The sequence below is a fragment of the Aquicella siphonis genome (genome assembly GCF_902459485.1).
Taxonomy (GTDB): domain Bacteria; phylum Pseudomonadota; class Gammaproteobacteria; order DSM-16500; family DSM-16500; genus Aquicella; species Aquicella siphonis.
Genome location: NZ_LR699119.1, coordinates 614132 through 640759 on the forward strand (window position 1 = coordinate 614132; position 26628 = coordinate 640759).

Genomic DNA, 26628 nt, shown 5'->3' on the forward strand with positions numbered 1-26628 from the left:
AGCCTGTATCCGGATGCGCCGGGCAAGGCGGGAATGGAAAATGGGTTCCAAGGCCTGCGGAAACAATCTGTGCACAGGGAGACGGCCGTCTTGATACTCTTGTTTTTAATCCTGGTCATCGCTTTTGCGGCGCTGGTTTATGCCTGTTTCAAAATCAAAAGCCTGGCACGGCAGGCTGAAAGCCGTGCTGTGGCCGCGGAAACAGAACTGGCTGGTCTGCGCCAGACCGGGTCTGCGCTGACGCAGCAGCTGACTGAATTGCAAACCCGGCTGCATCATGCGATTGAAGATCCTGTGACACATCTGCCCGGACGCGAATTATTTGCCGACCGTATGCGTCAGAACCTGAATGAATGCGACCGCTATCAATTTAACCTGGCGGTTTTATATATTGATATTAACGATTTTAATGTGATTAATAACGCGCTGGGTGATGAAACCGGCGATGCGGTTTTGCTGGAAGTGTCCCGAAGGCTGCGTTCCTGCATTAGGCAGGTCGATACACTCAGCCGTCTTGACAAGGATATTTTTGTCGCCCTGTTGACGCAGTTAAGCAAGCCGGAAACCGCCGCGATGATAGCCCGGCGCATGCTGCAAACACTGGATCAACCTATCCGGGCAGGCGAACATTCGATTTACGTCACCGCCAGTGTGGGGATAGCCATTTATCCTGCGGACGCACAGGATGCGTCTTCATTACTGCGCAACGCGAATCAGGCCTTGACCATGGCCAAGAAAAAAGGGCATCAGGTTTATCAGTTTTATCAAGAGCAGCAGCCTGTCAACAGCCAGCGGGATTTCGTGCTCTCCACCCATCTGATGAATGAGTCCATGCTTCAGGAACTTGAGATCTATTATCAACCGATCATGAATGTTCATAGCCATAGCGTTTTTTGCATGGAGACCTTGGTGCGCTGGCATCATCCGCTGCTGGGCCTGATTGAGTCGCAAGAGATTTTCATTCATGCTGAAAAACAGGGCAAATTGAATGTGATTTCCGAGTGGGTGCTGCAAAAAGCCTGCAAACAGTTTCTTCATTGGCGCTCGCTGGGGTTTGAACCGGCATTGTTAGGTTTGTCATTGTCCTTTACACAGTTAAAGCATCCGCATTTTATTTATCGAGTTTCACAAATTATCCGGGAACTCGATTTCAAGCCGGAATGGCTGTTGCTTCAGATCAAGGAGAGTGCTGGCCAAATCGGTGCGGATGCGCTGGACAAGGCGTTTAACATGCTGGATTATCTGCGCATCAAGGTGGCGATCGATGATTTTGGCGCCGAACCGCTATCCTTGTACTGTCTCAAGCACTTTCCTGCTAACTATCTCAAACTCCATCCCTCCATGATAGAGGATATACAGCAGAACAGCCGGGCCAGGAAACTGGTCAAGGCGCTGGCTGTGCTGGGAGATAGTCTTTCCTCGCCGTTGATCATTCAGGGGGTGAGTGACGAACAGCAGTTGTCGATTCTGAGCGGACTGGGTTGTTATCTGATGCAAGGCCGGCATCTGGGCGAGCCTTGTTCCGAAGCGGATGTCATGGAAGCACAGTCTCTTCGGTAATGAGCGATTCTTAAGTTGTCCAAAGTCCTATGTCTGTGCCGGGTGTATTGCGCCGTCTCGTCAGATCGGCTCAGTCCGCGGGAATAGCTGAAAAATGACCAGAGATGTGATATAAAACACCCGATAGAAAGAGGTAATCCCGATATGCGCAAAATTTTGAGCCTGATTTTATTTGTCGTGACCATCACTCTCCCTTATACCGCTTCCGCCATCTTGAGCATGGAGTTGACCCGGGGTGTCGCTGGTGCGATTCCCGTGGCCGTTGTGCCTTTCGCCGGCGCTGCTGATGCGCCCCAGGATGTGTCCGGGGTAGTGACCAATGATTTGACTAATAGCGGACGTTTTAAGGTGTTTGGCCGTAATGCACTCAGTGAATTTCCCAGTGAGGCTGACCAGGTGTCCGTGGAGTATTTTCGGCGGCTGGGCACGGACAATGTGGTGATTGGCAAGGTGAATGCGCTTTCCGGCGACCGCTATAATGTCAGGTTTCAGCTGCTGGACATGTTTCGCGGCAAGGGTGCTGAACGTGTTGTTCTGGAAAAAAACTATACTGTATCCGGCGGGGAACTGCGCAAGCTGTCTCATCACATCAGCGATTTGATTTACGAGCGCATTACCGGCGTACGCGGTGTTTTTTCGACCAAAATCGCTTATGTCGTGATTCAGCGGCCGGTTAACGCGGCACCGCGCTATATTCTGGAAGTTTCTGACCAGGATGGCTATAACCCCCGTCCGCTCCTGAATTCACCGGAACCCATCATGTCTCCCTCATGGTCGCCCAACGGACGCCAGATTGCCTATGTATCATTTGAAAACCGCAAGGCGGGAATCTATTTGCAGGATGTCATGACCGGCGGCCGGCGTCTGCTGAGCGAGTTCCCCGGCATTAATGGGGCGCCGGCCTGGTCGCCCGATGGCGGCAGGCTTGCCCTGGTATTATCCAAAAGCGGCTCGCCCAACATCTATGTCATGGACATAGGGTCTGGCAGCCTGACTCAGATCACGCGTGATTATTACATCAATACGGAGCCCGCGTGGGCGCCGGACGGAAAATCCCTGCTGTATACTTCAAATCGCAGCGGCGGACCACAAATTTACCAGGCCAATCTGGCTTCCGGCGCGTCATCGCGTGTTTCATTCGATGGTGATTATAACGCGCGTGCTTCGTTTACCCGGGATGGAAAATATATTGCCATGATTCACAAGGTATCCGGTATTTATAATATCGGCCTTCTGGATCTGGACACCGGCACCATGCGGGTGCTGGGCAGCTCGGCGGGAGACAGTGCCTCGCCCAGCATTGCTCCCAACGGCAGCATGATTCTTTATGATACCGTTTATGGCGGCCGCAATGTGCTGGCGATGGTTTCAACCGACGGCCGTATCCAGCTGCGGCTGCCCGCGCGGAATGGGGAAGCCCAGGATCCGGCGTGGTCGCCGTTTATGGGTTAAAGGCCTGCTTCATGCGGTCTTGATAAGTGGGTATTTCAAGGTATACTTTTGCTTAACTTACTTTTTGGTGACAGGGGGAGAACATGGAAATAAAAAAATGGATGCAAATGGTTTTGGTTGGCTGCAGTGTGTTAACACTGGCGGCTTGTTCCTCTCATAAAAAGCCTGATCAATCCGCGATTGATGCTGCCAATGCCGCTTACAGCAATGGCGGGGCGCATGCGTCCGGCCTGGGTCATGAATCCGGCTTTGGCGACAGGGCAAACGGGGGCGAACGCCTCTTGTCCAATCGCGTCTATTATTTTGATTATGACAGCAATATTGTCCACGATGATGACAAGCCGGCTATTCTCGCGAATGCCAACTACCTGCTCAGCCATCCGGGCAGCAAGGTGATGCTGGAAGGTCACACTGACCCCCGCGGCAGCCGTGAATACAATATCGGTCTGGGCGAGCGCCGCGCAAATGCGGTTGCCGGCATACTCACCGCCAAAGGTGTCAGCCCCGCGCAAATCCGGGTTGTCAGCTATGGCGCGGAAAAGCTTGCTTCTCCCGGTCACACGGAAGCGGATTACCGCCAAGACCGCCGTGTCGTTCTTGTCTATCTGAAGTAGTCATTTATGCTGACTTCTACACGGATAATCAAAATCATGGGCATGGCATTATGTCTAAGCTTTGCTGTGCCCGTATTCGCGGAATCTGCGCCAGTCTATGATGCCGATACCATTCAGCAGGAAATGCCGGATGAAGGCGTACCGGATCAATATCTTCCGCCGCCTCCACCGCCGGGCCAGGAAAGCGCGGGCACTTTTGTGCCTATGGGACCTGCGCAACAGCCTGCGTCATCGCTTAGCATGGAACAGCGGGTGCAGCGGATTGAGCAGCAAGTCAACAATATGCAGACCAGCGATGCCGCTTCGCGTATCGAGTCGTTGCAGAACCAGGTGCAGACCTTGCGCGGACTGGTTGAGCAGTTGACGCATGAACTTGAAGTGATGCAAAACCAGCAGAAAGCCATGTATTCGGATTTGGACAAGCGGATTGCGCAGGGTGATACGGGAGCTGTGAAACCCGAATCACGCCCTGCCGCGGCTACGGCTGAGGCGCCATCCGTTCCTGGCCCGGACGCAACTCTTCCATCTGCAATAGGCAAGACCAGCGTGAAGTCCGCGTCATCCAAACAAAGCGCCAAGTCTTCCGCCCCAGTGGCAGCCAGTACGTCAGTCGGGCTTGAAAAATCAGCAGGAGACCAGCCCAATGTTGCCGAAGAACAACAGATTTACCAGACAGCATACAATCTGATCAAGGCAAAAAAATATAATGAAGCGGTAAGCGCTCTGCAGGGTATGTTGAAAAAATATCCATCCGGGCAGTTTGCCTCAAATGCGCATTATTGGCTGGGAGAATTGTTTGGGCTGATGGGTAAAAATGACCAGGCATTGAGTGAATTCAATACCGTAGTCCAGACTTATCCGGATAGTCCGCGTGTGTCTGACGCACAGTTGAAAGTAGGAATGATACTGGCTTCCCAATTCAAGTGGCCTGATGCCAAGACCGCGTTGAAAAAAGTGGTTAACCGTTATCCCGGATCCGCATCTGCAAGACTGGCTGCGGAACAGCTCAAGCAGATCAAACAAGCGGGCCATTAGTGGACAGGCTGCGCATCTCTGAAATCTTTTATTCTTTGCAGGGTGAAACAAGGACAGTCGGACTCCCGACTGTCTTTGTGCGTTTAACAGGATGTCCGCTGCGATGCCAGTATTGTGATACCGCCTATGCTTTTCAGGGCGGTCAATGGATGGAGAAAGAAGCGGTATTGGCGGAAGTAAGAAAATATACCGTCCGTTATGTCACTGTCACAGGCGGTGAGCCGCTGGCGCAGAAATCATGTTTGTCACTTTTAACCCGCTTGTGTGATGAGGGATATGAAGTCTCGCTTGAAACCAGCGGCGCGTTATCGGTTGCTCAAGTGGATCCGCGCGTCATCAAGGTGGTAGACGTCAAGACACCGGGTTCGTCAGAGAGTGAAAAAAATGACTGGGCTAATTTCGCTCACCTGCTTCCTCATGATCAGATCAAATTTGTTATCTGTGATCAGGCGGATTATGAATGGGCCAAACAAATCATGGATCAATACCGGCTTGCGTCCCGGTGTCATGTATTATTCTCTCCCAGTTATCATCAACTGAAAGCCGGGGAACTGGCAGACTGGATCCTGCATGATCAATTACCGGTACGACTGCAAATCCAGCTGCATAAATATCTGTGGGGTGATGTTGCCGGAAAATAAAACCACATGCTCATCAGGCCGGATCAGGATTAATCAGGAGAATGTTTGATTGAAATTTTTATTGCCAGGCATCCAGGACAGGGTTGCTATTGTGACAGGACACAAAGCTGGAATCGGGTTAGCGGTTTACCAATTATTGCAGCAATTGGGCGCGCGTGTTTACGGGTTTGACTTGCCTGAAGTGGATCTCGCGGATACGTCCGGGATTGTTTCTCATGTCGATGCGGTCGCGCAAAAAGAAGGCGGTAACATCGATATCCTGGTGAATAACGCGGGTGTCACCGTCATGGGTAATATTCTTGAAACCCGTGTTGAAGACGTGGACCAGGTATTTTCTGTTAACTTCAAGGCGCCCTTATTCCTGATGCAGGCTGTTCTTCCCTACATGCTGAAGAAAAAAAGGGGCGCGATTGTGAATAATGCCAGTGATCAGGCCTTCGTCGGCAAACGGGTCAGCGCCGTCTACGGGGCGAGCAAGGCAGCAGTCGCGCAATTAACAAAGAGCGCCGCCCTGGATTGGGGGCCGCATGGCATACGCGTGAATTGTGTGGCGCCGGGCAGCACGGACACGCCCATGCTGCGGCGTGTCATCAATGAATTGCATGAGCGATATCCCGAGCAATTTTCCGCGAACAAGGAATCCGTTTACCAAAGCAGTGTGCCATTGAATCGTTTCGCTGCCCCGGTGGAAATCGCCTGGGCCATTGTATTTCTGGCGTCGGATGCCGCTTCTTTTGTGACGGGTACGGTAATGTCTGTTGATGGAGGTTTTGTAGCACAATGATGATACACGACAAGCTGGATAACCGGGTCGTCTTTGTGACTGGCGGCTCTCGCGGCATTGGCAAGGCGATAGTAGAAAAATTTCAATCCCATGACTGGCGGGCGGCAACCTGTTCAACCACAGAGGAAGGCGTACGGGGAAGCGGGGCGGATTGGGGCATGGTGTGTGATGTGTCTGATCCGGCGCAGGTGCGCGCGGTGATTAACGCACTCATTTCCCGGTTTGGCCGCCTGGATGCAGTCATTAATAATGCCGGTCTGGCGGGGTCTGAAAGTTTGGGACCTGACGAAGACATTGAGAACTGGCACCGTGTCATCAGTGTAAATCTCAATGGAACTTATTATGTCTGTCAGTCTGCCCTGGCGCATTTGCCGGATATGACAGGCCGCATCGTCAATATCGCTTCTGTCTTGGGCCTTAAAGGCGTTCCGCAAGCCGGGGCTTATTGTGCCGCCAAACACGGGGTGGTGGGATTGACCCGGGCGCTTTCGCATGATCTTGCTCCGCGGCACATTACGGTCAATGCGATTTGCCCGGGATGGGTACGCACGGACATGGCGGTAAACCGCATGCGTGACATAGGATTGAAAGAAAGCAGTCTTGCGCAGTCTGTTCCCTTGGGGCGATTCATTGAACCGCATGAAGTAGCGGACCTGGCTTATTTCCTGATTGCTTCCGAAGCGGGCGCAGGCATGACGGGGCAGGCGCTGGTTCTGGACGGCGGAGTGCTGGCATAAGCCTGTTCTCGAAAGAAGATCCAGGCGCTGACAGCTCGGAATGGGCCCTGTTTCACGATTCTTTTCCATCAGCCGCTTCTAATCGTTGATATTTTTCTGAGAATCAGTAATATATGCGGCTCTGCCAGAGTGATGTTTGTTTATCATTTTGTTGTCCATCATGCCGGGTCGTTAGCTCAGTCGGTAGAGCAGCAGGCTTTTAACCTGTTGGTCCTGCGTTCGAATCGCAGACGACCCACTTGAAATCCTCTCTATTTGTGTTTCTGCAAAAAAAGCGAACAGTTTGCTGTCCAGGAGATGCCTGGCTTGCCATTGGGCTGCAAACGCGCAATCCATTCATGGTGTATAATGTTGACTTGAACTTTCTGAAACTGACCTTATCTTTAGAAATATAATCTTTAGAGGGTTGACTGAATGCGCATGGACAAATTGACCAGTAAGTTCCAGACGGCGTTGGCAGACGCGCAATCACTCGCGTTGGGTAATGATCACGCCGTGATTGAGCCTATGCATGTGTTAAAAGCATTAATGGATCAGGAGGGCGGCAGCGTTTCTTCCATTCTGTCCAAAGCGGGCGTCAATACTTCAAAATTGCGCTCCGAGCTGGATTCGGCCATCAAGCGTCTGCCAAAAGTGGAAGGCACCGGCGGTGAAGTGCACGTTTCCAATGAATTGAACCGAATATTGAATCTGACAGACAAGCTTGCCCAAAAGCGTAAGGACCAGTACATATCCAGTGAATTGTTTCTGCTTGCTGCGACCGAAGACAATGGAACGCTGGGCGATATCCTGCGCAAGTGCGGCGCGATAAAATCCACTGTGGAAAAAGCGATAGACGAGGAACGCGGCGGGCAAAAGGTTGAAGATCCGAATGCCGAAGACCAGCGTAATGCCCTGGCAAAATACACGATTGATCTGACGGCTCTGGCTGGTCAGGGCAAGCTTGATCCCGTGATAGGACGTGATGCTGAAATTCGCCGCACCATTCAGGTGTTGCAGCGACGCACGAAAAACAATCCGGTTCTGATAGGCGAGCCAGGCGTGGGTAAAACCGCGATCGTGGAAGGATTGGCGCAGCGCATAGTCAACGGTGAAGTGCCCGAAGGGCTGCGTGATAAGCGGCTGCTTTCTCTGGACCTGGGTGCGTTAATCGCGGGCGCGAAATTTCGCGGTGAATTTGAAGAGCGTCTGAAGGGAGTATTGAAAGAATTATCCAAGCAAGAAGGACAAGTCATTCTGTTTATCGATGAGCTGCATACAGTCGTGGGCGCCGGCAAGGCAGAAGGCTCCATGGATGCCGGCAATATGCTGAAACCGGCGCTGGCGCGCGGAGAATTGCACTGCGTGGGCGCAACCACGCTGGATGAATATAGAAAATACATAGAAAAAGACGCGGCCCTGGAGCGGCGTTTCCAGCGTGTCCTGGTAGAAGAGCCTTCAGTGACCGACACTATTGCCATCCTGCGCGGACTCAAGGAGCGCTATGAAGTGCACCATGGCGTGGAAATCACTGATGCTGCCATTGTCGCTGCTGCGACTTTATCGCATAGATACATCACAGACCGAAACCTGCCAGACAAGGCGATTGATTTGATTGATGAGGCTGCCAGCAATATACGCATGGAAATCGATTCCAAGCCGGAAATGATGGATAATCTCGAACGCCGCATCATACAGTTGAAAATTGAACGCGAAGCGCTGAAAAAGGAAAAGGACGAAGGTTCCAAAAAACACCTGGAAAAGCTTGAGTCCGATTTGCAAAAGCTGGAGGAAGAATATAAAAAACTGGAAACGATCTGGAAGGCTGAAAAAAGCAGCTTGCAGGATGCGCAATCTGTCAAGACTGAGCTGGAGAAAGCGCGCACGGAATTTGAAAGCGCGCGCCGTGCCGGTGATTTGACGCGCATGGCAGAGCTGCAGTACGGACGCATTCCTGATCTGGAGAAAAAACTTGCGGATGCCGCATCCGGTTCCCAGAAAAAAGAAACACGTTTATTGCGCAACCGGGTGACGGATGAGGAAATTGCTGAAGTGGTTTCCAAGTGGACACATATTCCGGTTTCGAAAATGCTGGAAAGTGAAAAAACCAAATTGCTGCAAATGGAAGACGCGCTGCATAAACGTATTGTCGGTCAAAGCCAGGCTGTGAAAGCAGTGTGTAACGCCATTCGCCGGTCGCGGGCCGGGCTGGCAGACCCTAACAAACCCATAGGATCATTTCTCTTTCTGGGGCCGACCGGCGTCGGGAAAACCGAATTATGCAAGTCATTGGCCGAGTTTTTATTTGATACTGAAGAAGCGGTCATACGCCTGGATATGTCGGAATTCATGGAAAAACATTCCGTATCTCGTTTGCTGGGTGCGCCGCCCGGCTATGTGGGATATGAAGAGGGCGGGTATCTGACTGAACAAGTCAGGCGCAAACCTTATTCTGTCATCCTGCTGGATGAAATGGAAAAAGCCCATCCCGATGTTTTTAATGTATTGCTGCAAATCCTGGATGATGGGCGATTAACAGACAGTCAAGGGCGTACGGTAGATTTTAAAAACACTATTATTGCCATGACATCCAACCTGGGTTCTGAACTGATACAGGATATTTCCAAGCATGGCGATTATTTTGAAATGAAAGAAGCAGTGTTGAATGTGGTAGGCAAGCATTTTCGCCCGGAATTCATCAACCGCATCGATGAAATCGTCGTGTTCCATCCATTAGATCAGGAACAGATAAAAGTCATCGCCAAGATCCAGATTAACCGTTTGCGCGCGCGTCTGGCGGAGCGTGAATACGGCATATCCATTTCCGATGAAGCATTGGATTATTTGGCGGCGACAGGGTATGATCCCGTGTATGGAGCACGGCCTTTGAAACGCTCTATTCAGCAGCATGTGGAAAATCCGCTGGCCCAGGAAATGCTAACTGGAAAGTTTGTGCCAGGAGATACAATCCATATTGGATTTCAGAACGACAAAATCGTTTTTTCCAAAGCCACGGCGACGGTATAAACAAATATGTATATGCGGGAGCACAGTGATGGTGCTCCCACTAACTAGGGCGAGAGATGACTATCATGTATAAACATATCCTGTTTGCAACGGATTTGACCGAAGATACCGAATACCTCATTGAGAAAGTACGTGCTATCCGCGGTTTCACGGGTGCCACACTCAGCCTGGTGCATGTGGTAGAACCGCTGCCAGGCTACAGTTATGCTTATCTGGGCATAGAAGACATTGAAGGCCAGCTGATTACGGAGGCGCGGCAGTCTATAGAAAAGCTGGGTGAAAAAATGAATGTAAGCAAGAACGACCAGTTTGTGGAAGTGGGGCCCACGAAAACCAAAATTCTCAAGGTGGCTGATGATATCAGCGCAGACTTGATCATTTGCGGCAGTCACGGCCGTCATGGTTTGTCCTTATTGCTGGGTTCAACAGCCAATGCCATTTTGCACGGCGCCAAATGCGATGTCCTGACTGTACGTCTACCTGAAGAACAATAATCTGCCTGCATGGAATATAAAGACTATTACTCAGTCCTGGGTGTGCCAAGAAACGCATCCCAGGATGATATCAAGCAAGCCTATAGACGGTTGGCCAGAAAATACCATCCAGATGTCAGCAAGGAAGCGAACGCAGAAGAAAAATTCAAAAATTTGCAGGAAGCTTACGAAGTTTTAAAAGATCCCGAAAAACGCATGGCATACGATCAGCTCGGCAGCAACTGGAAACAGGGGCAGGAATTTCGTCCGCCGCCAAACTGGGAAGGACGCACCCGTTATTATTCAACAGAGGATATGGGTGATTTTTCAGAAAGTGATCTTGGCGGTTTCAGCGAATTCTTTTCCAACCTGTTCGGCCGGGCACGACCGGATTTTCAAGGCCACGCGGGCGGCGGTTTCAGGCAGCGCGGCAATGATCAAACTGCCAGGATCAGTATTTCACTGGAAGATGCGTTTCATGGAGTAACAAAGACATTGCAGCTGCAAATGCCGGAAGTTGACGCATCGGGTGCTATGCGATCTGCGGTGCGCACGATTAAAGTCACCATTCCGCCTGGCGCATCCCAGGGGCAGCAATTGCGTCTCGCGAAACAGGGTGGCCCAGGGATAGGCGGAGCAGATGCGGGTGATCTTTATCTGGAAATTGAAATTCAACCGCATTCACTGTATTCCCTTGAAGGCCGTGATGTGTATTTGACTCTTCCGGTTACACCGTGGGAAGCAGCCTTGGGCGCGGAAATCAAGATTCCGACGCTGGGCGGACGCGTGGGTTTGAAACTGACGCCGGGGTCGCAGTCCGGGCAAAAGCTCAGACTCAAGGGACGAGGTATGCCAGGCAAGCCTGCTCCGGGTGATCAATATGCCGTATTGCAGATACATACACCGCCGGCGCATACAGATGAACAACGACATCTATATGAGAAAATGGCACAAGTGATGCCGTTTAATCCTCGCAAAGACTGGCCAGCGTGAGGGATTCTCTTTATGGTAAAACATGAGTTGATGATTATTGCAGATTATTCCGATGAATCGTCTCTGACGCTGGAAGAATTATGTTCTATCTGCCAAATCTCGCCTGATACAGTCCAGGAGTTCATCGCTTACGAAATTATTCACCCGGCGCAATCCAGACGTGATCAGCCGTTATTTGGCCTGGCAGAACTGCAACGGGTTAAAACGGCGCTGCGTTTACAACATGATCTGGAAGTCAATATGGCGGGCGTTGCCCTGGTCCTGGATTTGCTGGATGAAATGGAATCGTTGCGCGCACGCGCCGAGTTTCTGGAACGGCAGTTTGGCAAGCGTTAAACCTGAACGCCGGAATGTCATCATAAGACTACTGTTTGGCTGCATGACACAGTTCGATGAACGTTCTCTAAATATCAATCATAAAAGGTTTATACCGCATGATAAAATCAGGGATAGTGAGAATTCTTTGTCTCTTTTTGCTTGGAGTCAGTACTATGGCGTGGGCCAGATATTCCCAACCACTGCTGGTGATGGATATGCGCAATTCACCCGAACTGCCAAGACATTTTCGCACCACCTCAGACTCCCTGCCCTTGAATGTGAACATCACCGGATTATCCGAGTTGCACATTGCTGGCAGCGGCCAGTTTTCCCGGGCATCACTGGAGAAAGCCGCGCGCAGGCTGAATGTGAAACGCTTTACTGTTATTGACTTGCGGCAGGAGTCGCACGGTTTGTTGAATGGAAATGCCGTGAGCTGGTATGGGCCGCGTAATGCGGAAAATGCTGGAAAAACTCCCGGCGAAATTGAAAATGACCAGTCGCGGTTACTAGTAGACCTGGGCAGCCAGGAAATCGCTGTGGTGAATAAAATTTTAAAGAAATCGGAAAATGGCGAGATTGCCGCAGTCAAACCTGCTGAGTACATGGTTCATCAAACCACGACGGAAGAAGAACTGGTGACAGGTATGGGGCATAAATATAAACGTATTTTTGTGCAGGATTATCATGCGCCAACCAACCAGCAGGTAGACCGTTTTATCGCGTTTGTCAGAAACCTGCCGCCCAATCAATGGGTTTACCTGCATTGCCGCGCCGGCATAGGCAGAACGACGGTTTTCATGGTGATGTATGACATGATGCGCAATGCCAAATCTGTATCACTGCGTGATATTCTTGCGCGCCAGAAAGCGCTGGGCGGCAAGGATTTGACCCAGCTGCCTGCCAGGAATCATTTCAAATATCAATTGTCGGTGGACAGGTTGAACTTTATCAAACGGTTTTATGAATATGCCCAGACCAACCAGGATCATTTTCAGACAAGCTGGTCGCAATGGCTGGAAAAGTCAGATTAATAGACGCGGTAACCGCTTTCAGCAATCAGAAATATTCATTATATTTTTTCGCGCTGCCCTTTACCGTGTCAGCGGGATATTTTTGATTGTTAATCGCCAGCTTCTTTTCGACGGCTTCGCTGATGTTTATCTTCATCAGGTCAGCGATGCGTGTGAGATAAAGCAGAATATCGGCTAGTTCTTCCGCGGTTTTTTCCCTGACAACGGGATCATGACAGGCATTGTTTGACTCGCTTTCAGTCATCCACTGATAGATTTCCACCAGCTCGGCTGTTTCCACGCTTAACGCCATGCATAAATTTTTGGGATGATGAAAGCCATTCCAGTCGCGTGCATCGGCAAAATTCTGAAGCTGCGCTTTCAGACGCAGAAAATCAATGATGTCAGGCAAGTCCTATCCTCCCGCTTTGGTCATAAGACTCATTTCAGCCAAAGATATACTATGCTGTGTGTCCGGGTTTCAAGCAATAGGGATTTTGAAGGAAAAGCGAAACAATGATGGATTGTTTCATCTGCTGCGTTTATTCACGATGCGAGAAGGAATGCATGCGCCCTTCGGGTAAGAAAGGCGCATGTTTTGCGGCTGTGAGACAGTGGGGTTACGAACGTCTATGCGGTGATTTGCGGTCGCGGGCAAAGATTTCTGAATCCAGGGCGGCCTTCGCGATTTTTAATGCCGGAATCTGGACATTAATCTTGCCTTTGTCATCAATCCACCCCAACTCCATGATGACTTTTTTAGTGCGTCCGCCGCCTTCATACAAGGCATGGCGCAAAATGATGGTGATTGAACGGCTGGGATTCTCTGGATCAAGACGGGGTGGATTCGCGTTTCGGAACAGGCCAAACAGGCCAAACAAATCGTCGCCCAGTTTTTCATTATATTTTTTCTTGAATGCCTCACACAGCGACCTGGCATCCACCACCGGCTGGGTGAAATGAAACTTGTTGCGGTATTTTTTATAAAATTCATTGCCCAATAACGCATGCATGTCTGCGGTCGGATGTACATCGTCCCAGAACATATATCCTGTGGCTGGTGACAGGTTGTTGCGAATTTCAGGCTTTTCTGAAGTGAACGGCGTGGTCAGTTTGTCTTTTTCAAAATGGCCGGGATATTTGTGTGTCTGGTTTTTTGTATCGTTGTAAATGTCAGTAAAGGTGGAGCAGACATCGAAAACATCGATTTTGCATTGAGGGTATTTTCTCCGCAGTTTTTTACAGGCCCGCTTTAATTTATCATTAAAATAAAGGCTCACTTCATGCGCGTTTTTGCGCTCATTCTCGCCGTCAGGCCCGGTCTTGTTCTGATAGCGCGGCGTGAGTGAAAGATCCGGCAAATTAAACAAGACAAAATTCCGGTAGCCACTTGCGATGAGTTTTTCTGCATTTCGGATCCGGTCCCGTATGGCGCGGTCAGCTTCCTTTCGTGAAGGCTCCCTGTTTACTGTAATCAGGTCGTTCGCGCCGGACCACTCTACTACCAGCGTTTCCGATTTTTGTTTTTTGGTGACGGCATGCCTGTGATCGTCTTCCATTAATTTTTGCCGTTTCTCACTCAGGGTCGATAAAATGAGGCGGCTGAAAAACCGGCTGACGCTAGTGCTGGGCACCCAGCTATAATCATGAGAAGTCAGGCCGCCTTCATCGTAACTTCTTACAAAATCGCGTCCTTGATATTGAACGTGCAAATCATTGTCCAGCGTGTAACTGTTTTGAATGCGTTTTTTAAACCGGCTGTCAGTGATGACTTCATCAGCCACGTCCATCGCATCCAGACTGTCTTCATGCGAAAATTTTCGGTTCGCATTCAGTTTCCGTCCTGTCAGAATGTCGTCAGCGACATCGGCGGCATCCAGGTGGTGTTTTCTGTGTCCGCCTAAATGCCCTTTTTTTCCGCATGCTGAATGATGAATTCATCCGCCAGCATGGCGCTGATGTAGTCGCTCCAGGCAAAACCGTTTGTAAAGCGTCCGCGCGGCGAACGCCCCGCCAGACCGCTTAACCAGGACATGGGAATTACGCCGAACAGTTTTCTGCGGTCCATGGTTCCGCGGTCCGAAAGACTGTCTCCCATCATGACGAAATGTGAAATGGTTGGTTTGTTATTGCGTTGCAAGCTGGAAGTTCCTCTTGTTTTCTTGGGTTTTATTTTATTTCCCGCATTGTCTGCGCTGACTGGCCTGATTCATCCGATCTACTTAATAACCACTCTGCGTAAAACCTGCTGGGCGTTTTTGGCGGTCGCTATATTCATGGAAAGATTCATCTTCACCAGTTTGCCTGTGAGCGCGTTGATGGTGGCTGAACCTGCCGGAACATTATTAACATAGAAATGTGCTTTGCAGTTCGTGGGATTGGATGAACACACTTGCATGAGCGAACTGTATGCGACATTCTTTTGTTCGTTGGCGGAGAGCGTAAATTTACCGAAGCTGCTGGAGCTGACCTGGGCGGTAATCAAGTCATCTGATGCATTGTAAAAAATGATTTCGCCATCCGGATAGGAAGCGGCCAGGACAGTACTGGATGAGAATAGTGTAAAAAGGATAACTGACACAAAAAAGAATAAGCTTTTCATCAATTTTATCACCCAACGTTTTGTATTATGTATATAAATTATACAAAAAGACCCGGATTGATGCAAACAAAGGGATGAATGTGGAATTTTTACAATATAAGCAATGACTTAGATGGGAAAGCAAGGGTGCGCTGCGGTCTTGCTGCAATAATGTTGCTTGTTTCGGGAACGTTTGGAATGTCTTCCTTGTCTTGTGCCTGTGCACTTCGCAGGTAATGAGGATATAATCGCCTTTTTTTGCCGCCAGCCGGGATAACGATTCATTTATGCAGTTGCGATTTTTTGAGAACAAGGCGCCGGAAACGGATGCCATAGAAATGCAGACCAGAATGTCTGAAAATCAGTCGGACGCCGAATTCGCAGCCAGGGGAACCCTGCATATTCCCGAAGAAGCTGCTGTTCATTTCTGTCCCGATCCTGAGGGAAAATCCCTTTTGAGACCTATTACTCATACGAAAATCAGTCAGGATTTGTTTCTTCATCCGCCTTGTTTCCAGGATATTAATCAGGGCGGATTAACCGGTGACTGCTATTTGCTGGCGTCGCTGCTCGCGATATTGGCGCTGCCACAAGGCGCGGCAAGCATACAGAGCATGATGAAAGACGAGGGCGGCACCGTGGTCGTCCGGTTATTTGATGATTATCACAAACCCCGCTTCATGCGGCTGGAAAAATCTGTCCCTCATCATTTTGGCATCCTGAACAGCGGGGCGTTATGGGTGAAACTCATGGAAAAGGCCTACGCCGCGTTCCATGGAGGCCGATATTCCATACTGGAGAAAGGATTTTCACACACTGCCATGGCGGCGCTGGCAGGAGCAAGCAATCAATATTTTTTGGAAGGTTATTGTTCGTTCCCTTTCCAGAGCGCTAAATCGCTGGCGTCTTTGCGCGACTATGTTGACGGCAACGGGGTTTACTTGCTTAATGAATTAATGCGTCTCACACCTTCCACGCCCAGGGCGATTCAGAAACGAATGTCGCAGCAAGTGTTTCAGGATAATCTGAATTTATTTCAACAATGGATGCAATGGATTCAAGGCAAGCAAGACATCTGGATGAAGCTGATCCAGCGTTGTCATCCGGTTTGCAAACAGGATGTGCGGGAGTTTTTTTCTTCCTGCGCGATCAGTGTGGAAGCTGAAGAAGCGGTGGGTAAAGTGAAGGCCTGGCTGGAGAAAGAAAAAGTGTTATCAGGCCCGGCTTTGACAGGGGAATATTCCCGTGAAGAATTGGATTTGTTTACCGCCATACAAAAGCGTTTGCGGCAAAACTGTCCCATGACGGTGAGCACTGATGAGGATTTCAAGGAAGGCTTGCTGCCTAGGCATACTTACGCAGTGACAGGCTGTGAAGAAAACGCCGAAACTCATCGTAAATATATTTTTGTGCAAAACCCGCACGGCGCTTCGCGTTCGTTTTTGTCCAAAATGTTTATCAGCGGCGGGCGCACCAGTGAAGATGTTTTGCAGAGCGGCGCGGTCAGACAGTGGGTTGTCAAAATCAAATCCACAGACCAGTCTGTTTCCCGCATGGAATTAAGCGACTTTTGCCAGGCATTCGCATTCATTGATGCGTTTTCTGCAGTGACGGTGCAAGCAATGAATGAGCGAGTGAAAGCGGATTGCAGGCTTGTTTCCGGCAACAAGTGTTAATTCATCTTTTTGTCCGGGGATTTTCAGCCGAGAGCACTGTTTTTGCGGGAAAGTCCGTGGCTGCAAGAAGCATTCTTCAGGATGACCGGGCAGGACAGTGCGTCTCAGGCTGATGCGGCTGTTTGCTTATCCCGCGAAATTTTCCGCGGCGAAATCCCAGTTAGCCAGCTTCCAGAAATTTTCCACATAATTGGCGCGTACATTGCGGTAGTCAATATAATAAGCGTGTTCCCAGACATCACAGGTGAGCAGCGCGGTCTTGTCATCTTTCATGGGAAGCCCGGCATTGCCTGTGTTCATGATTTCCAGCTCGCCCTGGGCGTTTTTGACCAGCCAGGTCCAGCCTGAGCCAAACAAGGTGGTCGCAGACTGAGTGAAGGCTTTTTTGAATTCGTCAAACGAACCAAATTTCTTTTTAATGGCATCAGCGAGCTTGCCTTCGGGTTCGCCTTTCGCATGCGGCGTCAAGCTGTTCCAGTAAAAGGTATGGTTCCAAACCTGTGCGGCGTTATTGAAAATACCGCCGGTAGATTTCATGATGATTTCTTCCAGCGGCAGGTTAGTGAATTCATTGTCTTTGGTCAGGTTGTTGAGATTGTTTACGTAAGCCTGATGATGCTTGCCATAATGATATTCCAGTGTTTCCTTGGAAATATGGGGTTGTAAGGCATCCATCGCATAAGGGAGTTTGGGTAATTCAAACATGATTTTCTCCTTCAATGATATCAATTGTGTCCGCCAGCGGGATCGCTGGCATGGTATGGCGGCTGCGCCGCCAACCCATGTCAAATGCGTTCTTCATCGCGCAGGGTCAGGATTTCATGGCCTGTTTCAGTGACAAGAATCGTGTGTTCCCATTGCGCTGACAGGCTGTGGTCTTTGGTCACCACGGTCCATCCGTCCGGCAGCAGCTTCACGTCGCGCTTGCCGGCATTGATCATGGGTTCAATGGTGAAAATCATCCCTGCCTTGAGAATTTCGCGAGTCCCAGGTTTGCCGTAATGTAACACATTGGGCGGCGCATGAAAAACCTTGCCTATGCCATGTCCGCAATATTCGCGCACAACGCTGAAGCGGTTTTTCTCGGCGTGTTCCTGGATAGCGGCCCCGATGTCTCCCAGGTGAACACCGGGCTTGACCAGGGCGATTCCGGCATACAAGCACTCCTGGGTCACCTTGATCAGGCGCTCCGCGAGAACCGATGGTTTGCCTATGCAGAACATTTTGCTGGTGTCCCCGTGGTAACCGTCTTTCAGCACGGTCACATCGATATTGACGATATCGCCCTCTTTCAGCTTTTTGGGTCCGGGAATACCATGACAGATCTGATGATTGACCGAGGTGCAAATCGATTTGGGGTAACCATGATAATTGAGGGGGGCGGGAATAGCCTTCTGGACATTAACTATGTAGTCATGACATATTTTGTCCAGCTCGTCAGTGGTAATCCCTTCCTTGACGTAAGGACTGATCATCTCCAGGACTTCTGCGGCCAGTCTTCCGGCGATACGCATTTTTTCAATGTCTTCATTGTTATTGATCGTGATTTCAGTCATGGTTTCCCTTGGGTCATAGCGGGCGGATGCCGGCTTTTTGTTTGTTACGCGCATATTGTTGATGACAGGGTTTCTATGGTATAAAGGCGTGCTTTATTAAGCAATAACTAACTTAACTATAGTCCACACGCTTGTCACAACTTTTCGCTGGGTGCCCTGTCAGATGATAAAGACGGGTTGGCGGACAGGATGGGCGGAGGCTTAACCCGAGAGGAAACAATCCATGCAAGTATCTATTCAAGATATGCTGAAGGCTGGCGTGCACTTTGGCCACCAGACCCGTTACTGGAACCCTAAAATGGCGACTTACATTTACGGTTCCCGCAACAAGATCCATATTATCGATCTTGGCAAGACCCTGCCGCTATTTCAGGATGCGCTGAACTTTATCAGCAGCACCGCTGCCAAAAAAGGCAAGATCCTGTTTGTAGGCACCAAATATGCCGCTCAGGATATCATCCAGCAGGAAGCCGAGCGTTGCAAAATGCCTTATGTGAACCGCAGATGGCTGGGCGGAATGCTGACAAACTATAAAACCATACGCCAATCGATCAAGCGTCTTAAAGAGCTGGAAGCCATGTTTGAATCCGGCAAGTTCGGCCGCCTGACCAAAAAGGAAATTCTGGGCCTGGAACGTGAAAAGGACAAACTGATGAACAGCCTGGGTGGTATCAAGAACATGGGCGGTATTCCCGATGCGCTGTTTGTTGTTGACGTGGGCCATGAAAAAATCGCTATCCGCGAAGCAAACCGCCTGGGTATCCCTGTCATTGGCATTGTTGATTCCAACAATGATCCGGACGGCATTTCCTATGTTATCCCTGGAAACGATGACTCTACCCGCGCCATACGCTTTTTTGCCTCTACTGTCGCCGATGTGGTGCAGGAAGCCCGCGCGAGCGCGCTGGATGGCAGTGAAGGCGAAGATGAATTTGTGGAAGTGGAAGCCGAAGCCGCCGAAACACCCGCAGCGGATGAAGAAGACCAGACAGATGGCAGTGAGCAGGGTAAATAACGAGGGGATGTGACATGACGGTAACTATTTCAGCTTCTCAGGTTAAAGAATTGCGTGAACGCACCGGCGCGGGAATGATGGAGTGCAAGAAAGCGCTGGCGGCCAGCGGCGGAGACATGGAGCGCGCGATCGAAGAATTACGCAAGGCCGGCGTGACCAAGGCTGGCAAAAAGGCCGGACGCATTGCCGCGGAAGGCGCGGTCGCGATCCTGGATAATGGCAAGCGCGCCGTGATGGTGGAAATCAACAGCGAGACGGATTTTGTCGCCCGCGACAATAACTTTACCGCTTTTGTGAAGGCGGTCGCAGAAACGGCGTTGAATTCCGCGGAAGAAGATGTAAGCAGACTTTCCGGATTGCCTCTGCAAGGTTATGGCAAATCAGTGGAAGAATCGCGCCAGGAACTGGTTTCCAAGGTCGGAGAAAATGTGCAGATACGCCGCATCGTGTTGAGCCAGCCTTCTGCTGTGTCAACCGGTACTTATTTGCATGGCAGCCGTATCGGCGTCATCGTGGAACTGGATACGGATAATAAGGACCTGGCCCGGGATGTCGCCATGCATATTGCCGCGAGCAAGCCTGTTGTGGTTTCTCCTGACAATGTGTCCAAAGACATTATTGAAAAGGAAAAAGAAATTTATATGGCACAGGCGGCAAACAGCGGCAAGCCGCAAGACATTATAGAGAAAATGGTGCTGGGCCGGTTGAAGAAGTACCTGGATGAAATCAGCCTGACGGGCCAGCCTTTTGTCAAGGATCCCGATACCACCGTGGGCAGTCTGCTGAACAAACACCGTGCCAAGGTGTTGGCGTTTTATCGTTACGAAGTGGGTGAAGGGATAGAAAAGGTAACTGAAGACTTTAAAGAAGCAGTGATGTCTCAAGTTCAGGGTGGTTAAACCATATGGAAAACGACGCATCTGCAAAACCGATTTATCGGCGCATATTGGTCAAACTCAGTGGTGAAGCGCTGCAAGGCGATCATTTGTTCGGGATAGATGCGAGCAAGCTGTCGCGTATAGCCCAGGAAATCGCGGGCGCGACACAATTGGGCATTGAAGTCGCGCTGGTAATAGGCGGCGGCAATCTGATTCGCGGCGCGGATTTATGCGCCGCCGGCTTTGACAGGATCTCAGCTGACCAGATGGGCATGATGGCCACCGTCATCAACGGTCTTGCGTTGCGCGATGCGCTTCAGTCCAGGTCTATTCCTGCCACGCTTATGTCTGCTTTTGCTGTACCCAGTATCGCCGACCAGTATGACCGCTACAGGGCGCAGGAATGCATGCGTCAGGGGCGTGTTGTCATTTTATCGGCGGGTACCGGCAATCCCCTGGTGACAACGGATTCCGCCGCGGCGTTACGCGGCATTGAAATCGGCGTTGATATTGTCCTCAAGGCCACCAAGGTGGAAGGCGTGTTTAATGATGATCCCATAAAAAATCCCAAGGCGGAACGCTATCAGACGCTCAGTTACGATGAAGTCATCAGCAAGCGGCTGGGTGTCATGGATTTGACAGCGATACTGCTTTGTCAGGACCATGGATTGCCCTTGCGGGTTTTTAACATGAATAAGCCAGGCGCGCTCAAGCGTATCATGCTGGGCGAGGATATCGGAACACTGATTCAGACGCTGGAATAGACAGTATGGCCATGGTTGCCTGCATGAATCCCTGATGCTTGATGCAAGGCCGCATGAAGGTAACCCGCACCGCTTCCGAGTGCCCCGGAAAGCGTGAAACGCGGCTCAGGATGACAACAGGGCAATCTGTTAGAGTGGAGAATTCATTCATGCACAAGATAGTAAAAGACGCAGAATCACGCATGCGTAAAAGTATAGAATCCTATAAGGCTGAAATTGCAAAACTGCGTACGGGCCGTGCCCATCCCGGTATCCTGGAACATATCCGCGTCAATTATTACGGCAATGAAATGCCGTTAAACCAGGTCGCGAATATTAACGCGACGGATGCGCGGACATTAACCATCACTCCGTGGGAAAAGAATATGGTTCAGGTCATTGAAAAAGCCATCCTGAATTCTGATCTGGGCTTGAATCCTGCCACCGCGGGCACGGTTATCCGCGTCCCTATGCCGCCGTTGAACGAAGAGCGGAGAAAGGAACTCATCAAGGTAGTCCGTAATGAAGCGGAAGCCGCGCGCGTGAGCATCCGCAATTTGCGCCGTGACGCGAATGCCGAGCTCAAAGAAATGCTGAAGAGCAAAACCATTACCGAAGATGAAGAGCGGCGTCTTATCGACGACGTGCAGAAAATCACGGACAAGTGTATTGCTGAAGTGGATCAATTGACTTCAGCCAAAGAAACCGATCTCATGGCGATATAATTTTAATGAACAAATCCAGCTTGCCGCAGCATGTCGCCATTATCATGGATGGAAATGGACGTTGGGCGAAAAAGCGCTTTTTGCCGCGTGTCGCGGGGCATAAAGCGGGTGTGGAGTCTGCGCGCCGAATAGTCAGGAATTGCGCGAAACACAAAATCAAGGTGTTGTCCCTGTTTGCTTTCAGCAGTGAAAACTGGCGCCGCCCGGCCCAGGAAGTCAGTTATTTGATGGAGTTGTTTCTCACCGGCCTGGAACGTGAAGTGGGAATGCTGCATGAAAACAATGTGCGCCTGCGTTTTATTGGCGACCGCAGCAAATTTAATGAAAAGTTATGCAGCAAAATTACCGAAGTGGAACATCTCACCGCCGCCAATACCGGGATGACTCTCATCATCGCGGCCGATTATGGCGGACAGTGGGATATCTGCCAGGCGGTGCGGGAGCTGGCCCGTTCCGTTGAAGCTGGCACTTTATCCAGTCAGGACATCACGCCGGAATTGATCAGGCGAAACTTGTCGTTCGCGGATTTGCCTGATCCCGATCTTTTCATTCGTACCAGCGGCGAACTGCGCATCAGTAACTTCATGCTTTGGCAGCTGGCTTATTCCGAACTTTATTTTACCGAAACACTGTGGCCGGATTTTGATGAGGCTGAGCTGGAAAAAGCACTTTCTCACTATGCGGAGCGCGAGCGCCGCTTTGGCTATAGCAGTGATCAATTAAACGAGCTGGCAGGTTGACATGTTGAAGCAGCGCATCATCACGGCAGTGATTCTGATTCCGGTCATGCTGGGCATCCTGTTTTATCTTTCTGCACCGTGGTTTTTAATCGTTACCGGCCTGATCTCGCTGGGGGCGGCGTGGGAATGGTCTAACCTGATGCAAGTCCGGTCTTTCGCCGGCCGTCTGCTATATGTGCTCATCGCCGCAGCGGCTTTTGTCTCCGCCATGTTTATTCCCGTGACCTTGATATTCGCGGCCGCATTTGTCTGGTGGCTGCTGGCGCTGTTTCTGGTGCTTTGCTATCCGCTCTGCAGCCAGTGGTGGGGCGGCAGCGTTTTCGCGCGCGGCTTGATGGGTATTTTGACGCTGCTGCCATGCTGGGCGGCTGTCAATTATATACGCAGCCAGGCTCAAGGATTGTATTCACTGCTGTTTCTCTTTGTCCTCATTTGGGGTGCGGATTCAGCCGCGTATTTTTCCGGCAAGAAATGGGGCAAAACCAAACTGGCGCCGCTGGTAAGCCCGGGAAAAAGCTGGCAGGGTGTGTGGGCCGCACAAGTCTGTTCCGTGCTGATTGCGCTGCTTACCTTATGGATTTGTCAGATCCGGTATGCCGTCTGGCCTTGGGCGCTGCTGTTATCGCTGGTGACCGTGATGTTTTCGATTGTCGGCGATTTGTTTGAGAGTATGATGAAACGCCAGGCTGGTTTGAAAGATTCAGGCAGATTATTGCCGGGCCACGGTGGATTGCTGGACCGGATTGATAGTCTGACGGCGGCGGCGCCTGTTTTTGTATTGGGCGGAATTCTGCTGGGGTCGTATCTTAATTAGCCAGCGTTTCACTTTGTGCGCGCTTGCGCCGCGGCGTGACAATATTTTCATGCGCGCTGGAAAAAGTTTTAACACTGTTCTGGCACACCACGCATCACGCGTCAGGACGGGCTTTCAAATGGACCAGATGAAAAGAACTGGATTTTAAATTGAAAAGCCAAGATAATTGGCAACTCCAATATTGGCAATGACTGCATAAAAAAATAAATACAATGAAAAAATTAGCATATTTGATTTTGATTTCTTACTTGTTGATTGGCGGCGGTGCCTGGGCACAGCAGTCTTTTGTGGTAAAACAGATACAATTCCAGGGATTGCAGCGTTTTTCTCCGGCGACTGTTGAAAGTTATATGCCGATCAAGCGCGGCCAGACTTTGCAGTCTGCAAAAACAGCGGCGATTCTCCGTTCCCTCTATCAAACCGGATTTTTTGATCAAGTCAGTTTGTCAAGAGAAGGCAGCACTCTCATTGTGCATGTGGTTGAGCGTCCTACCATTGGCCAACTCAAGATTTCAGGCAATTCGGTCATTCCCACAGACAAGCTCACTACGGTGTTGAAATCACTGGATGTCGCCGAAGGGCGCGTCTACAACGCTGCAGTGTTGGAAAAAATCAAGCAAAGCCTGTTGAACCAGTATTATCAGCTGGGCCGGTATAATGCGCGTGTGGATATGGTCGTGACACCCATGCCGCGCAACCGCGTGCTGGTACAAATCAATATTTCCGAAGGCCTGGTGGCGAAAGTGCGCCGCATCTCCATTATCGGCAATCATGTTTTTGATGAAAGCACGCTTGTCAAACAGATGGACTTGACCACCACCGGCTATCTCACGTTTATCACACAGACAGACCGTTACTCTGAAGAAAAGCTGGAATCCAGCGTTGAGAAACTGCGCAGTTATTATATGGACCGCGGTTATCTCAAATTTGAAGTGAAATCCGCCCAGGCGCAAGTGACGCCGGACAGAAAATCCGTTTATATCACCATTGTGGTTTCCGAAGGACAGCCTTACACCGTAGGAAGTGTGGATGTGGCGGGTGACATGATCATACCGCGTGACGAGTTAATGAAGCGCGTGCTCGTCAAGCCAGGCACCACTTTCTCCAGACAGCAAGTCCTGGATACACAAAAGTTGCTGAACCGCGCTTATGGTGACAAGGGTTATATGTTCGCGGTCGTGTCTGTGCGTCCAGCGGTAAATGAAGCCGAACACAAGGTGTCGCTCACTTTTGATATCAAGGCGGGCAAGCGCGCTTATGTGCGCCAGGTCACATTCTCGGATAATCTGCGCACCAATGATGTGGTGCTGCGCCGTGAAGTACAACAGCTGGAAGCCTCTCCGGCATCCACCATCAAGCTGGATGAATCCAAGCAGCGCTTGTTATTGCTTCCTTACATCAAGGAAGCTGACATGTCCGTCAAACCAGTCCCTGGCGCTGACGACCAGGTGGATGTGAATTACAAGGTCAAGGAAGAAAACTCCGCTCAGGCTTCATTCAAGCTGGGGTATTCACAAGTTTATCGTCTCATTCTCGGCGCCGGCCTGAACCAGAAGAACTTTTTAGGCACGGGCAATACCCTGGGCCTGAATCTGTCGCGCAGCAAATACGAACAATTCTATGGCATAGACTATACCAACCCCTATTATACGGAAGACGGCATCAGCCGCAGTTTCAGCCTGTCCTTGTCACGTGTTGACCCGGGCGGCGCGGGCGTGGATGCTGGTTATACTTCCAATGAATACAACATGGGTGTCTTGTACGGCATACCCATAGGCCAGGAACGCGGCGCGATCAGCCGCCTGCTCGCGGGTGTCAGCTATCAGAACCTGCTGGTTCACCTGATTCCGGGCAAGGTTTCCAATCAGGTCAATACCTTTATCAATAATCATACCCGGCATACCCAGGAAGCGGATTTCAAACTGGGTATTTCCCGCGATAGTCGTGACCGGGCCATTTTCCCGACGCGCGGTTCGTCACAGTCTTTGTTCCTGGATATGTATGCGCCTTTATCCCAAGGGTCGGTCAGTTTTTATACATTAAACTATGCCGGCAGGTTTTATCAGCCTATCTGGAACCAGTTCATCATGCTGGCCAAAGCCAATTTGGGTTATGGCAATGGGTTACACGGCACGAGTGATTTTCCATTCTTCAAAAACTATTATGCGGGCGGCATTGATTCCGTGCATGGTTACCAGGGTTATTCACTTGGACCAAAAGACTCGAATTATCATGTATTTGGAGCGAATACGCTGGTCAACGGCAGTCTTAACCTGATTTTCCCGAATTATATTTCGGACAATTTGCGCACTAGTGTTTTTGTGGATGCGGGCAACGTATTCAGTACCACAAATAACAAGAATTTCGGCGGTGCCAGCACCAATGCAGGCCCCCTGCGTTATTCAACCGGTATAGAAGCTGACTGGCTGACTCCATTTGGTCCTATTGCGATCAGCCTGTCCCAGCCGCTGAACCTGCGCAAGGGTGATGAAAGAGAAACATTCCAGTTTTCTCTAGGTGCGAATTTCTGATAAACATGGCATTATTGCATGCTGTTGTATTAAGGTGTGCCAATCGCGCGACAAAATTGGTACAATGACTGACTTTAGGTTTAGGGACATGGCAATTAATTTTACTTTGGAGATCATCATGAAGATTGTGAAAAAATTTGGCATTTTACTCGGGGCTCTTGCGCTTGCGGCAGGCGTTGAAGTATGTGCAGCCGCTGAAACTGCTGCAACCGCGCCTGTGACAATGAACTTACCTTCTCAGATCAAGGTTGCTGTTGTTAACGTACAACAGGTTTTACAACAGTCCCCGCGTGTTGCTGACTTAAGCAAGAAACTTGAAAATGATTTTAAAAATCGTCAGGCCAAAATCAATGATGAACAAAAATCATTGCAGGACATGATGGATAAATTCAAGAAAGAATCACCCACCATGAGCCAGAAAGACAAAGACGCCATGCAGAAGAAAATATCTGCCCAGCGTTCTGACCTGGTAGCGAAAGTGGTTGCTTATCAGCAGGATTTGCAAAAAGAACAAAACAAGATCATGCAAAATATCCTGAGCGATCTGAACGGTATCGTATCCACGATTGCCAAGTCACAAAGCTATGCTTTAGTGCTTGACTCACAGGCTGTTATCTATTCCGGCAACGGCAACGACATTACAAAAGATGTTTCCAAGCAGTTTAACGTTAAAAACTAACTGACAGTATTCATCTTCAGGTATGACCATCTCCCCCTTAATGGGGGAGATTCGTTTTTAAAGT

Annotated in this window: 27 protein-coding genes and 1 tRNA gene; 22 read left to right on the forward strand and 6 right to left on the reverse strand. The window is 50.1% G+C overall.

Features of this window, described 5'->3' with window-relative positions; translation table 11 throughout:
* Positions 1-33: 33 nt before the first annotated feature.
* The 13 genes from AQULUS_RS02945 to AQULUS_RS03005 all read left to right on the forward strand — a co-directional run bounded on the left by AQULUS_RS02945 (position 34) and on the right by AQULUS_RS03005 (position 12647).
* Entirely contained in the window at positions 34-1560 is a 1527-nt protein-coding gene (locus tag AQULUS_RS02945; RefSeq protein ID WP_148338463.1) for a putative bifunctional diguanylate cyclase/phosphodiesterase, read from the forward strand.
* Positions 1561-1704: 144 nt separating this feature from the next.
* On the forward strand, positions 1705-3012 hold the full coding sequence (tolB, locus tag AQULUS_RS02950) for a Tol-Pal system beta propeller repeat protein TolB (protein WP_148338466.1): 1308 nt from the start codon (positions 1705-1707) through the stop codon (positions 3010-3012).
* 83 nt (positions 3013-3095) lie between these two features.
* Positions 3096-3626 (forward strand): OmpA family protein, encoded by a 531-nt coding sequence (locus AQULUS_RS02955; RefSeq protein WP_148338470.1) that lies wholly within the window; start codon positions 3096-3098, stop codon positions 3624-3626.
* Between the two features lie 6 nt (positions 3627-3632).
* A complete protein-coding gene (gene ybgF / locus AQULUS_RS02960; protein ID WP_148338473.1) occupies positions 3633-4661 on the forward strand; it encodes a tol-pal system protein YbgF in 1029 nt (342 codons plus the stop codon).
* Entirely contained in the window at positions 4661-5302 is a 642-nt protein-coding gene (queE, locus tag AQULUS_RS02965; protein WP_148338475.1) for a 7-carboxy-7-deazaguanine synthase QueE, read from the forward strand. Before ybgF ends, queE begins: the two co-directional genes overlap by 1 nt.
* A 49-nt stretch (positions 5303-5351) precedes the next feature.
* Positions 5352-6086 carry an SDR family NAD(P)-dependent oxidoreductase gene (locus AQULUS_RS02970; protein WP_148338478.1) on the forward strand — a complete coding sequence of 245 codons (735 nt, stop codon included), beginning with the start codon at positions 5352-5354 and terminating at the stop codon, positions 6084-6086.
* A complete protein-coding gene (locus AQULUS_RS02975) occupies positions 6083-6823 on the forward strand; it encodes an SDR family NAD(P)-dependent oxidoreductase (RefSeq protein ID WP_197737279.1) in 741 nt (246 codons plus the stop codon). The genes AQULUS_RS02970 and AQULUS_RS02975 overlap by 4 nt, the downstream gene beginning before the upstream one ends.
* A 165-nt stretch (positions 6824-6988) precedes the next feature.
* Positions 6989-7061, forward strand: a tRNA-Lys gene (locus AQULUS_RS02980).
* A 176-nt stretch (positions 7062-7237) separates the two neighbouring features.
* Positions 7238-9829: an ATP-dependent chaperone ClpB gene (gene clpB, locus AQULUS_RS02985; RefSeq protein WP_148338480.1), complete on the forward strand. Its 2592-nt coding sequence runs from the start codon at positions 7238-7240 to the stop codon at positions 9827-9829.
* Between the two features lie 65 nt (positions 9830-9894).
* Complete coding sequence (locus tag AQULUS_RS02990) at positions 9895-10323, forward strand: universal stress protein (RefSeq protein WP_148338483.1); 429 nt, start codon at positions 9895-9897, stop codon at positions 10321-10323.
* 9 nt (positions 10324-10332) lie between these two features.
* Positions 10333-11295, forward strand: coding sequence for a DnaJ C-terminal domain-containing protein (locus AQULUS_RS02995; RefSeq protein WP_148338487.1), 963 nt, complete (start codon positions 10333-10335; stop codon positions 11293-11295).
* Positions 11296-11307: 12 nt separating this feature from the next.
* On the forward strand, positions 11308-11631 hold the full coding sequence (locus AQULUS_RS03000) for a chaperone modulator CbpM (protein ID WP_148338489.1): 324 nt from the start codon (positions 11308-11310) through the stop codon (positions 11629-11631).
* A gap of 155 nt (positions 11632-11786) precedes the next feature.
* Positions 11787-12647, forward strand: a complete 861-nt coding sequence (locus AQULUS_RS03005; protein WP_172622709.1) for a phosphatase domain-containing putative toxin — start codon at positions 11787-11789, stop codon at positions 12645-12647.
* Positions 12648-12672: 25 nt separating this feature from the next.
* On the opposite strand, the gene AQULUS_RS03010 is transcribed toward AQULUS_RS03005, so the two are convergent.
* From AQULUS_RS03010 to AQULUS_RS03025, 4 genes are all read right to left on the reverse strand, one after another.
* The gene (locus AQULUS_RS03010) at positions 12673-13038 is read right to left on the reverse strand and encodes a nucleotide pyrophosphohydrolase (RefSeq protein ID WP_197737280.1); all 366 of its coding nucleotides are present in this window, start codon (positions 13036-13038) and stop codon (positions 12673-12675) included.
* A gap of 208 nt (positions 13039-13246) precedes the next feature.
* On the reverse strand, positions 13247-14410 hold the full coding sequence (locus AQULUS_RS03015) for an SGNH/GDSL hydrolase family protein (protein WP_172622710.1): 1164 nt from the start codon (positions 14408-14410) through the stop codon (positions 13247-13249).
* Between the two features lie 116 nt (positions 14411-14526).
* Positions 14527-14766, reverse strand: a complete 240-nt coding sequence (locus AQULUS_RS03020) for a hypothetical protein (RefSeq protein ID WP_148338498.1) — start codon at positions 14764-14766, stop codon at positions 14527-14529.
* 78 nt (positions 14767-14844) lie between these two features.
* Positions 14845-15228: a hypothetical protein gene (locus AQULUS_RS03025; RefSeq protein ID WP_148338501.1), complete on the reverse strand. Its 384-nt coding sequence runs from the start codon at positions 15226-15228 to the stop codon at positions 14845-14847.
* Positions 15229-15494: 266 nt separating this feature from the next.
* On the opposite strand from AQULUS_RS03025, the gene AQULUS_RS03030 reads away from it, so the two are divergent.
* Positions 15495-16883, forward strand: a complete 1389-nt coding sequence (locus AQULUS_RS03030; protein ID WP_148338504.1) for a C2 family cysteine protease — start codon at positions 15495-15497, stop codon at positions 16881-16883.
* Positions 16884-17009: 126 nt separating this feature from the next.
* On the opposite strand, the gene AQULUS_RS03035 is transcribed toward AQULUS_RS03030, so the two are convergent.
* Positions 17010-17591 carry a superoxide dismutase gene (locus tag AQULUS_RS03035; protein WP_148340266.1) on the reverse strand — a complete coding sequence of 194 codons (582 nt, stop codon included), beginning with the start codon at positions 17589-17591 and terminating at the stop codon, positions 17010-17012.
* Positions 17592-17668: 77 nt separating this feature from the next.
* Entirely contained in the window at positions 17669-18439 is a 771-nt protein-coding gene (gene map, locus AQULUS_RS03040; protein ID WP_197737281.1) for a type I methionyl aminopeptidase, read from the reverse strand.
* A gap of 223 nt (positions 18440-18662) precedes the next feature.
* On the opposite strand from map, the gene rpsB reads away from it, so the two are divergent.
* The 8 genes from rpsB to AQULUS_RS03080 all read left to right on the forward strand — a co-directional run bounded on the left by rpsB (position 18663) and on the right by AQULUS_RS03080 (position 26564).
* Positions 18663-19454, forward strand: coding sequence for a 30S ribosomal protein S2 (gene rpsB / locus AQULUS_RS03045; protein WP_148338509.1), 792 nt, complete (start codon positions 18663-18665; stop codon positions 19452-19454).
* 14 nt (positions 19455-19468) lie between these two features.
* The gene (gene tsf / locus AQULUS_RS03050; protein WP_148338512.1) at positions 19469-20353 is read left to right on the forward strand and encodes a translation elongation factor Ts; all 885 of its coding nucleotides are present in this window, start codon (positions 19469-19471) and stop codon (positions 20351-20353) included.
* A 5-nt stretch (positions 20354-20358) separates the two neighbouring features.
* Positions 20359-21096, forward strand: a complete 738-nt coding sequence (gene pyrH, locus AQULUS_RS03055) for a UMP kinase (protein WP_148338515.1) — start codon at positions 20359-20361, stop codon at positions 21094-21096.
* Between the two features lie 149 nt (positions 21097-21245).
* The gene (gene frr, locus AQULUS_RS03060; RefSeq protein WP_148338518.1) at positions 21246-21800 is read left to right on the forward strand and encodes a ribosome recycling factor; all 555 of its coding nucleotides are present in this window, start codon (positions 21246-21248) and stop codon (positions 21798-21800) included.
* 5 nt (positions 21801-21805) lie between these two features.
* The gene (locus AQULUS_RS03065; RefSeq protein ID WP_148338521.1) at positions 21806-22540 is read left to right on the forward strand and encodes an isoprenyl transferase; all 735 of its coding nucleotides are present in this window, start codon (positions 21806-21808) and stop codon (positions 22538-22540) included.
* 1 nt (position 22541) lies between these two features.
* Positions 22542-23354, forward strand: coding sequence for a phosphatidate cytidylyltransferase (locus tag AQULUS_RS03070; protein WP_148338523.1), 813 nt, complete (start codon positions 22542-22544; stop codon positions 23352-23354).
* 212 nt (positions 23355-23566) lie between these two features.
* A complete protein-coding gene (bamA, locus tag AQULUS_RS03075; RefSeq protein ID WP_148338526.1) occupies positions 23567-25885 on the forward strand; it encodes an outer membrane protein assembly factor BamA in 2319 nt (772 codons plus the stop codon).
* A complete protein-coding gene (locus AQULUS_RS03080) occupies positions 25872-26564 on the forward strand; it encodes an OmpH family outer membrane protein (protein ID WP_148338529.1) in 693 nt (230 codons plus the stop codon). Before bamA ends, AQULUS_RS03080 begins: the two co-directional genes overlap by 14 nt.
* Positions 26565-26628: the final 64 nt, after the last annotated feature.

Bases quoted from the DNA above. Each gene is read 5' to 3' on its own strand.
- ybgF (WP_148338473.1), top strand. From the start codon at position 3,633: ATGCTGACTTCTACACGGATAATCAAAATCATGGGCATGGCATTATGT.
- AQULUS_RS03065 (WP_148338521.1), top strand. From the start codon at position 21,806: ATGAACAAATCCAGCTTGCCGCAGCATGTCGCCATTATCATGGATGGA.
- tsf (WP_148338512.1), top strand. From the start codon at position 19,469: ATGACGGTAACTATTTCAGCTTCTCAGGTTAAAGAATTGCGTGAACGC.
- AQULUS_RS02945 (WP_148338463.1), top strand. From the start codon at position 34: ATGGAAAATGGGTTCCAAGGCCTGCGGAAACAATCTGTGCACAGGGAG.
- clpB (WP_148338480.1), top strand. From the start codon at position 7,238: ATGCGCATGGACAAATTGACCAGTAAGTTCCAGACGGCGTTGGCAGAC.
- tolB (WP_148338466.1), top strand. From the start codon at position 1,705: ATGCGCAAAATTTTGAGCCTGATTTTATTTGTCGTGACCATCACTCTC.
- AQULUS_RS02975 (WP_197737279.1), top strand. From the start codon at position 6,083: ATGATGATACACGACAAGCTGGATAACCGGGTCGTCTTTGTGACTGGC.
- rpsB (WP_148338509.1), top strand. From the start codon at position 18,663: ATGCAAGTATCTATTCAAGATATGCTGAAGGCTGGCGTGCACTTTGGC.
- AQULUS_RS03005 (WP_172622709.1), top strand. From the start codon at position 11,787: ATGGCGTGGGCCAGATATTCCCAACCACTGCTGGTGATGGATATGCGC.
- map (WP_197737281.1), bottom strand. From the start codon at position 18,439: ATGACTGAAATCACGATCAATAACAATGAAGACATTGAAAAAATGCGT.
- AQULUS_RS03030 (WP_148338504.1), top strand. From the start codon at position 15,495: ATGCAGTTGCGATTTTTTGAGAACAAGGCGCCGGAAACGGATGCCATA.
- AQULUS_RS03000 (WP_148338489.1), top strand. From the start codon at position 11,308: ATGGTAAAACATGAGTTGATGATTATTGCAGATTATTCCGATGAATCG.
- bamA (WP_148338526.1), top strand. From the start codon at position 23,567: ATGAAAAAATTAGCATATTTGATTTTGATTTCTTACTTGTTGATTGGC.
- frr (WP_148338518.1), top strand. From the start codon at position 21,246: ATGCACAAGATAGTAAAAGACGCAGAATCACGCATGCGTAAAAGTATA.
- pyrH (WP_148338515.1), top strand. From the start codon at position 20,359: ATGGAAAACGACGCATCTGCAAAACCGATTTATCGGCGCATATTGGTC.
- AQULUS_RS03070 (WP_148338523.1), top strand. From the start codon at position 22,542: ATGTTGAAGCAGCGCATCATCACGGCAGTGATTCTGATTCCGGTCATG.
- AQULUS_RS02995 (WP_148338487.1), top strand. From the start codon at position 10,333: ATGGAATATAAAGACTATTACTCAGTCCTGGGTGTGCCAAGAAACGCA.
- AQULUS_RS02955 (WP_148338470.1), top strand. From the start codon at position 3,096: ATGGAAATAAAAAAATGGATGCAAATGGTTTTGGTTGGCTGCAGTGTG.
- AQULUS_RS02990 (WP_148338483.1), top strand. From the start codon at position 9,895: ATGTATAAACATATCCTGTTTGCAACGGATTTGACCGAAGATACCGAA.
- AQULUS_RS03025 (WP_148338501.1), bottom strand. From the start codon at position 15,228: ATGAAAAGCTTATTCTTTTTTGTGTCAGTTATCCTTTTTACACTATTC.